This window comes from Micromonospora sp. AMSO31t (genome assembly GCF_008868175.1).
Taxonomy (GTDB): Bacteria; Actinomycetota; Actinomycetes; order Mycobacteriales; family Micromonosporaceae; genus Micromonospora.
On the sequence record NZ_WBKT01000226.1, the window covers coordinates 1 to 7,724 of the forward strand.

Annotated in this window: 10 protein-coding genes; 4 read left to right on the forward strand and 6 right to left on the reverse strand. The window is 76.2% G+C overall.

Annotated features, from left to right (window positions below; all coding sequences use genetic code 11):
- The coding region (locus F8274_RS29030; RefSeq protein WP_151465543.1) for a hypothetical protein at positions 1-534 on the forward strand (534 nt) is incomplete at its 5' end.
- A gap of 10 nt (positions 535-544) precedes the next feature.
- Here F8274_RS29030 and F8274_RS29035 read toward each other — a convergent pair.
- Positions 545-730 (reverse strand): hypothetical protein, encoded by a 186-nt coding sequence (locus F8274_RS29035; RefSeq protein WP_151465544.1) that lies wholly within the window; start codon positions 728-730, stop codon positions 545-547.
- A 416-nt stretch (positions 731-1,146) separates the two neighbouring features.
- Between F8274_RS29035 and F8274_RS32750 the strand changes: the two genes are divergently transcribed.
- Positions 1,147-1,731 (forward strand): hypothetical protein, encoded by a 585-nt coding sequence (locus F8274_RS32750; protein ID WP_192580039.1) that lies wholly within the window; start codon positions 1,147-1,149, stop codon positions 1,729-1,731.
- A gap of 81 nt (positions 1,732-1,812) precedes the next feature.
- Here the strand turns inward: F8274_RS32750 and F8274_RS29045 are convergent, their stop codons facing one another.
- The gene (locus F8274_RS29045) at positions 1,813-2,295 is read right to left on the reverse strand and encodes a DUF2231 domain-containing protein (RefSeq protein ID WP_151465545.1); all 483 of its coding nucleotides are present in this window, start codon (positions 2,293-2,295) and stop codon (positions 1,813-1,815) included.
- Positions 2,296-2,469: 174 nt separating this feature from the next.
- Between F8274_RS29045 and F8274_RS29050 the strand changes: the two genes are divergently transcribed.
- Positions 2,470-2,898, forward strand: coding sequence for a Fur family transcriptional regulator (locus F8274_RS29050; protein WP_151465546.1), 429 nt, complete (start codon positions 2,470-2,472; stop codon positions 2,896-2,898).
- 126 nt (positions 2,899-3,024) lie between these two features.
- Positions 3,025-3,876: an oxygenase MpaB family protein gene (locus tag F8274_RS29055; protein WP_151465547.1), complete on the forward strand. Its 852-nt coding sequence runs from the start codon at positions 3,025-3,027 to the stop codon at positions 3,874-3,876.
- A 10-nt stretch (positions 3,877-3,886) separates the two neighbouring features.
- Here the strand turns inward: F8274_RS29055 and F8274_RS29060 are convergent, their stop codons facing one another.
- From F8274_RS29060 to F8274_RS29075, 4 genes are all read right to left on the reverse strand, one after another.
- On the reverse strand, positions 3,887-4,732 hold the full coding sequence (locus tag F8274_RS29060; protein ID WP_225854026.1) for a PD-(D/E)XK nuclease family protein: 846 nt from the start codon (positions 4,730-4,732) through the stop codon (positions 3,887-3,889).
- Between the two features lie 132 nt (positions 4,733-4,864).
- A complete protein-coding gene (locus F8274_RS29065) occupies positions 4,865-5,479 on the reverse strand; it encodes a MarC family protein (RefSeq protein WP_151465548.1) in 615 nt (204 codons plus the stop codon).
- Between the two features lie 31 nt (positions 5,480-5,510).
- Positions 5,511-6,377, reverse strand: coding sequence for a PHP domain-containing protein (locus F8274_RS29070; protein WP_151465549.1), 867 nt, complete (start codon positions 6,375-6,377; stop codon positions 5,511-5,513).
- A 30-nt stretch (positions 6,378-6,407) separates the two neighbouring features.
- The coding region (locus tag F8274_RS29075) for a hypothetical protein (protein WP_225854025.1) at positions 6,408-7,724 on the reverse strand (1,317 nt) is incomplete at its 5' end.

The window sequence follows — 7,724 nt, forward strand, 5'->3', positions numbered from 1 at the left end:
CGCACGCTGCTCCGGGTGGCGCTGGTCGCGGTGCTGCTCGGGCTGGCCGCGGCCGTCCTGCAGAACCCGGCCGGCTGTCCGCCGGGCGCGGTCCCGGCCGCGGCTCCCACCCCGACCGGCGGTGTCCCGGCTGACGGTGGCGGCCCGGCCAGCGGTGGCGCCCCGGCCAGCGGTGGCGCCCCGGCCGGCGGTGGCGGCCCGGCCGGCGGTGGCGCCCCGGCCGGTGGTGATCGCGGCCCGGCTGCCCTGCCGCTGCCGGCCGGAGCGGTCGGGGTGCCGGTACGGCTCGCCGAACCGGCCGCGCTCGCGGTGCTCCGCCCGGGTGCCCGGGTGGACCTGCTGGTCGTGCCGGCCGGCCGAACGGCGGGCGCGGCCACCCTGCTCGCCCCGCGGGCGCTGGTCCTCGACGTGGTGGGTGCGGCCGGGGCGGTCGACGGCTCCTCGGCGCTCTACCTGGCGCTCCGCCCCGAGCAGGCGCAACGCGCGGTCGGCGTGCCCGAGGGCAGCCGCTTCGCCGTGGTGGTACGCGAATGACCCGGCCGGGTCAGTCCCAATGCGGCGGGCGCTCGGCGAGCAGCCAGTCGTCGTTGCCGGAGGAGCGCTCGCCCCAGCCCCGGTCGGTGTCGTCGGTGGTCTGCTCGGGCAGCACCACGAAGTCTTCGCTGAGGTCGACCACGCGGTCGTCGTCGCCGCGCGGGACACGGATGCCGGGATCGCTCACGAGCGGCAAGGATACCGCCGGACGGGTAAGGGTTCGACCGCTGAGGCGCGAACGCCGGGCGCATCCCTCGCCGCCGACGGTCGCCTTGGTCAACTCCAGGTCGCCGAGCCGGCGGTATCCGGCTCCCCTCGATACCGCCACCTCGCCGAGGCGGAGTTGATCACGGACCGGCCGAAGCGGTGCCACGATGGCCCGTCGCGTCGGGCGGCCGACCGGCCGGGGCGTTGGTAGCGTCGGACGGCGTGACGACGCCGAGCGGTGGCAGCCCCGAGGACGAGATCTGGCGACGCCCGGACGAGCCGGCCGGCGCGACCCCGACATCCGGCACAAACCGAGCCGGCACAGACCGGACTCCCGGCACAGCGCAGATTGCCGGTACCGAACAGGCAGGCACGGACCAGCCCGGTGCGGCGGCCGGTGGGACCGTGGCCCGCGGCTCAGCAGCGGACAGTGACCAGCCGGCCAGCTCGACGAGCGACGCTCCGCAGCCGGAGACCAGCCCCTGGTCGCGCGCCGGCCACACCGACAGCCCGTGGGCAAGGCCCGGCCAGGGTGCCGCCGCGACCGGCGGCTGGCCCGCGCAGAGCGGCCAGGCCGAATCGACCGGCGGCTGGCCCGCGCAGACCGGGCAGGCTGCGCAGACCGGGCAGGCCGGGTTGATTGGCGGCTGGCCCGGGCAGACCGGGCAGGCCGCGTCGACCAGCGGCTGGCCCACGCAGACCGGTGCGGCCGGTGGTGGGCCGCAGCAGGCCGCCGCGGCCGGTGGCTGGGGGCCGGGTGGCGGGGTGGCCGGATATGCAGGCCCGCCGCCGACCGTCCCGCCGCCGCCCGGCTGGCGGCCGCCGGTGCACGTGCAGCCGACGCCGCCACGCCGGCTCCCGCCGCAGGACATGGCCGCCATGGACCAGGCCGAGGGGCGGTCCCAGCGGCTCACCTACGGCATCGGCGCCGTCGTCGGCGTCGTGCTGGTGCTGCTCACCTGCCTGCTCTGCTCGCGCCTGCTCTTCTGAGCCGGTCTTCTGAGCCGGTCTTCTGAGCCGGTCTTCTGAGCCGGCCGGGCGCTCCGGCTGGAGCGGCCCGGCCGATCCGGGTCAGACGATGCCGCTCCACACCATCTTGGCGCCGCTGTCACCGGTCAGGTAGACGTAGACCAGCGCGAACACGGCGAGCACGATGATGATCGCGGTGAGCACCAGGGACAGCCAGCGGGGCAGGGTGCGGGTGCGGGCGAAGCCGCTGGTCACCAGCAGCAGCAGGAGCGCCGCCACGGCCAGCCCGACGGTGAACCAGAACAGGTTCCCGCCGTACTCGGAATGCTCGTGGATCTTCTGCAGGCCCTCGGGCGGGTAGCCCCGCTGGCGCAGCACCTCTTCCAGCGCCTCGCCGGACTCCGTCGCCACCCAGGTGACGATCGGGGTGAGCACGGCGAGGATCGCCACCGCCCAGTCCAGCCGGGGCCGCCAGCGGGGCAGCACCCCGTACGCGACGGAGAGCAACGCCAGCAGCGGCACCAGCACCACCGCGGCGTGTACGACCAGGACGTGGCCCGGCAGGCCGTTGACTTCCCTGAACACCGACACCTCCGGCGAGTGGACGGGATCGCGCGGTCAGCGTACGACGTGATGATCCGCCGTCCCGCTTCCGTACATCGACACACGCACGGGTCACCGGCGCGGTTCACCTGTGGCCCAAACCACCCGCGGTCCCGCTCGCTTGTCGGTCCCGAAGGCCCGTGCTGTCATGGACGTATGTCCACGGGCGAGCAGCTGCTCCGGTCGAGGGGCCTGCGGGTCACCCGGCCGCGTCTCGCCGTGCTGGAGGTGCTCGCCGCCGGCGGTCACCTGGAGGTCGACGAGATCACCCGACGGGTCCGTGAGCGCCTCGACTCGGTTTCCACCCAGGCCGTCTACGACGTGCTCGGCGCGCTGTCCCGGGCCGGGCTGTCCCGCCGCATCGAGCCGGCCGGCAGCCCCGCCCGCTACGAGGCCCGGGTCGGGGACAACCACCACCACGTGGTGTGCCGGGGCTGCGGCGAGATCGCCGACGTGGACTGTGCCACCGGCAACGCCCCCTGCCTGGACCCGAACGTCGCGCACGGCTTCGAGGTGGACGAGGCGGAAGTAACCTTCTGGGGCCTCTGCCCGGCCTGCCAGGCCCGCCGCTCGGCCGACGACTGACCGGCCGCGCCCCGCCTCCGACGAGCTGAGCACCCGCGCCGGCCTTCAACGAGCTGACCGCACCCCCGCGCCGGCCTTCGCCGAGCTGACGGCACCCGCCCCGGACGGGCGTGGCACTCTTGGTCGGTGGACTCCGATGACCTCGGCCTGTTCGGTCCGGGATCGGTCACGTGGAAGGTGCACGAGGAGCCGATCCTGATCGTCGCCGGCCTGCGTTCGCTCTACCTCCAGGCGCTGCACCCCCGCGCCATGGCGGGCGTCGCCCAGAACAGCAACTACAAGACGGACGCCTGGGGCCGGCTCGTCCGCACGGCCACCTACGTGGCCACGACGATCTACGGCACCACCGCCGAGGCGGAGGCGGCCGGCCGGCGACTGCGTACGCTGCACGCCCGGATGCGGGCCACCGACCCGTTCACCGGCGAGGAGTTCCGCATCGACGAGCCGGACCTGCTGCGCTGGGTGCACGTCACCGAGGTCGAGTCGTTCGTGAGCACCGCGCGGCGGGCCGGGCTCGCGCTGACCGACGACGAGGTGGACGGCTACTACACCGAGCAGCGCCGGACGGCGGCCCTGGTCGGGTTGGACCCGGCCGACGTGCCGGGCACCGCCGCCGAGGTGGCCGACTACTACCGCGCGGTCCGGCCCGAGCTGCGGATGACCAGGGAGGCCGCGGAGACGGCGCTCTTCCTGACCGCCCCGCCGATCCCGTGGAAGCTCAGCCTGCCGGTGCGGCTCGGCCTGCACCTCGGCCCGCCGCGCTGGGCGTACCTGGGAATCGCCGGCACGGCGCTGGCGCTGCTGCCGGCCTGGGCCCAGCGGCTGTACGGCGGCCTCGGCCTGCCCACCACCGCGCTCTCCGCGGACCTGAGCGTGCGGGCGCTGCGGCTCGCCCTGGCGGCGGTGCCGCGGCGCTACCGGGAGGGCCCGTTGCAGCAGGCCGCCAAGGAACGCGCCGCCCGGCTCGCGGCGGCCTGAGAAGCCGCGGTCAGTCCTGGTCGGCGACCGGCGCGGCGGGACGCTCCACGGCCGCCCAGGGCTCCTTGCCCGGGGCCCGGGCGCCGGCCGGGCAGGTGCGCCGGTAGTCGCACCAGCCGCAGCGCGGCCCCGGCTCGGTGGGGAACGCCTCGTCGGGGTCGGCGCCGTCGGCGACGGCCCGCTCGGCGGCCATGATGTCCCGCGCGGTGTCCTCGGCGCGGGCGAGCTGCCGCTGCAACGACTCCGGCGTGTGCTCGTGCGCCGCGACCGTGCCGGTGGGCAGGTGGTGCAGCTCGACCCGGCGGCACGGGCGGCGGAACACCCGCTCGGCGGCGTACGCGTAGAGCGCGAGGGCCTGTGAGCCGCGCGCGTCGTCTCCGTCGAGCCCGGTGCGGCCGGTCTTGTAGTCGACGATGACCAGCTCGGGCCGGCCGTCCGGGCCGGGGCGGGAGTCGATGCGGTCGGTGCGGCCGTTGAAGGCGAGCACGGCGGTCTTCATGGCGACCACGCGTTCCACCCCGAGCGGCTCGTCGGCCGGGTCGAGCCCCGCCACGTAGGACTCCAGCCAGGACAGCGCCCGGCGGAACGCGTCCCGCTCCTGCTCGTCGTCGCGGTAGCCCTCCCGGACCCAGGTGCCCTTGAGCAGGGTGCCCAGCACCTCGGGGCGGCGGCGGTCGGGGGCCAGCGCGTACCAGTTCTTCAGGGCCGTGTGGACGCTGGCGCCGAGCGAGTTGTGCGCCCACGGCGGGCCCTTGGACGGCGCGGGGCGGTCCACGTACGAGTAGCGGTAGCGCCGGGGGCAGTCGGTGTAGGCGCCGAGTTTGCTGGGGGTGCAGACGAAGAGTCGTTCCGGCATGCCCTCGAAGCCGAGCTGCTCGGCCTGCTCGGCGCGGGGCCGGGGTGCCCGGCCGCCGGTGGGTCGCCCGATCGGGGAGGGTCGTCGCACGCCTCAGATCCTGCCACCCGGGTACGACAGTGCCGCGACGGCTCAGGCCATGGTGAGGTACTGCGTGACGAACGCGGCGATCGCGTCGGCGATGAGCTGCACGGCGATGGCGGCCAGCAGCAGGCCGGCGATCCGGGTCAGCACCTCGATGCCGCCCGGCCGCAGGACCTTGACGATGCCGCCGGAGAAGCGCAGCACCACCCAGACGGCGACCATGACGGCGACGATCGCGGCGGCGATGGCGAGGTAGTCGGTGAAGCCACCGGCCTGCTGCACGAAGAGCATGGTGGCGACGATGGCGCCGGGGCCGGCCAGCAGCGGGGTGCCCAGCGGCACCAGCGCGATGTTGCTGGTGGCCTGCTGGTTCGGGTCGTCGGACTTGCCGGTGAGCAGTTCCAGCGCGACGAGGATCAGCAGCAGCCCACCGGCGGCCTGCAACGCGGGCAGGTCGACGTGCAGGTAGGCCAGGATGGTCTGGCCGGCGACGGCGAACACCACGATCACCCCGAGCGCCAGCGCGACGGCCTGCCAGGCGGCCCGGTTCCGGTCGCGGGCGGCCAGCGGCCCGGTCAGCGCCAGGAAGATCGGCATCATGCCGGGCGGGTCGACGATCACCAGCAGGGTCACGAAGACCTCGCCGAAGAGCTTGAGATCCACGCGGACACGGTAGCCGCGTGGCCGGAACGCTTCAGCTCGAAGCGACCGGGGTCACCCCTCGGGCCAGCTCGACGATCCGCTCGTACGCCCCGGGGCCGGTGGTGAACGCGCCGAGTCGGACGGTCTTGTGCGTGCCGTGGAAGTCCGACGACCCGGTGACGAGCAGCCCCAGCTCGGCGGCGAGCGCGCGGACGTGCTCCCGCTCGGCCGGGCTGTGGTCCTCGTGGTCGGCCTCCAGGCCGGCCAGCCCGGCCGCCGCCAGGTCCACGATCAGCTCGTCCGGCACGATCCGGCCGCGCCGGCTGGCCCGGGGGTGGGCGAAGACCGGCACCCCGCCGGCCGCCCGGACCAGCGCCACCGCCCGGAACACGTCGATGTCCTCCTTGGGCAGCCGGTAGCGCTCCCCCAGCCAGCGCGGCCCGAACGCCTCGGTGGTGGTGGCGACCAGCCCGGCCCGGATCAGCGCCTGCGCGATGTGCGGCCGGCCGACGGCGCCACCGGCGGCGCCGGCCAGGATCTCCGACCAGCTCACCCGGATCCCGTCGGCCTGGAGCAGCCGCACGATGCGCTCGCCCCGCTCCTCGCGGGCGCGCCGGACCCGGGCCAGCTCGGCGGCCAGCTCCGGTTCGGCCGGGTCGAAGAGGTACGCGAGCAGGTGCAGCGGGATCGCCGGCTCGACGCCGAACCAGCGGCAGGACAGCTCGGCGCCCCGGATCAGGGTGAGCCCGGGCGGCAGGGCCGCGACGGCGGGCTCCCAGCCGGACGTGGTGTCGTGGTCGGTGAGCGCCACGACGTCGAGACCGGCCGCGGCGGCGGCCCGGACCAGCTCGGCGGGGCTGAGGGTGCCGTCGCTGGCGGTGGAGTGGGTGTGCAGGTCGATCCGGGCGGCGGCGCTCACCCCGCCGACGCTACGCCCACCCCGAACCGGTCAGGAGCGGGTGTCGGCCACCACCACGGGGCGCTCGCCCGGTGCCACCCCGTCGACCGCGGAGGCGGTGGGACGCTCGCCGGCCAGCACCCGGTCGGGCCGGACCCGGACCAGGCCGCCGGTGGCGTCGACGTGCAGCGCGGCCCCGCTGCGGGTCCAGGCCACGGCCCCGGCGACCGCCGGGCCGGCCGGGCGGGTCGCGGCGGCGGCGGCGCCGAGGTTGGCCAGGTCGACCAGCAGGGCGTCCTTGCGCGCGGCGTTGAGCAGCAGCCACCGCCCGTCGACGGAGACCCCGCCGAGGCCGTCGGTGGCCACCGCGGGGCCGCAGCCGGTGCGGACAGGGGTGAGTTCGCGAGCCGCGTCGAGCAGCGCCACACAGGGCTGCCGGGGCGTCCCGGCGGAGACCAGGCCGACGACCCGGCCGTCGGGCAGCGTGCCGTAGACGGTGAGCACGTCCGGGTTCGCCGCGCCCGGCACCCCACCCGCCGGCCGCCGCCAGACGCTGACCCCGCCCCGGTCGGGCTGTCGGACCAGCACGGCGTCGCCGGCGAAGCCGATCGGCGTCGCCCCCTCGGGAGCCGCCGTCCGGCTGCTGGCCAGGAGCTGACCGCCGACCACGCCGGCGGCGGCCAGGTAGGCGCCGTCGCGCCAGGCGACCTGCCGCCCGTCGGTGGCCACCACGACGGCGTCCGCGCCGGCGAGCAGCACCTGAGGGTCGCTGCCGTTGGGCGGCACCCACCAGAGGGTACGGCCGGCCGGGGTGGCCACCGAGGTGACGAGCCAGCCGCCGTAGTCCGGGACCCGCTGCGCCCGCTCGACGCCGCTCAACCCGGTCAGTTCCCGGCGCTCGCCCCCGCTGCTGTCCAGCCACGAGCCGACGATCAGGTCCAGCTCGGCGCGGACCGGCCCCTTCCCGGGGGCCGGGCTGCTGGCGGTGGGCAGCGGCACGGGCGAGAACCCGCCCGGGTCACCGAGCACCACGGTGGGCGTGCCGCTGTTTCCGGTCGGCCCGCCGAGCTGGGCCATGCCGGTGGTGACCAGCACGGTCGCCACCCCGGCCAGGGCGAGCCCGGTCAGCGTGCGGCGCCGTGCGGCGACCCGGGCCCGCCGGAGCGCGGCGCCGGCCGGGTCGGCGGCGAGGGGCCGGGGCGTGGCGACGCGGCCGGCCAGCGTCTGCCGCAGCGCCCGTTCCAGCTCGTCCTCGGTCACGGGGAATGGACGCTTCGGGCCGCCCGTCCGGTTGTCGCAGTCCTGCGGCGTGCGGCTCATCGGGATTTCACCGGGACGGACGCGGCGGGCCGCGCGGGAGCCGCGGCG

Excerpts from the sequence above, each read along its gene's own strand:
- F8274_RS29050 (WP_151465546.1), top strand. The coding sequence starts at position 2,470 with ATGTCCACGGGCGAGCAGCTGCTCCGGTCGAGGGGCCTGCGGGTCACC.
- F8274_RS29060 (WP_225854026.1), bottom strand. The coding sequence starts at position 4,732 with ATGCCGGAACGACTCTTCGTCTGCACCCCCAGCAAACTCGGCGCCTAC.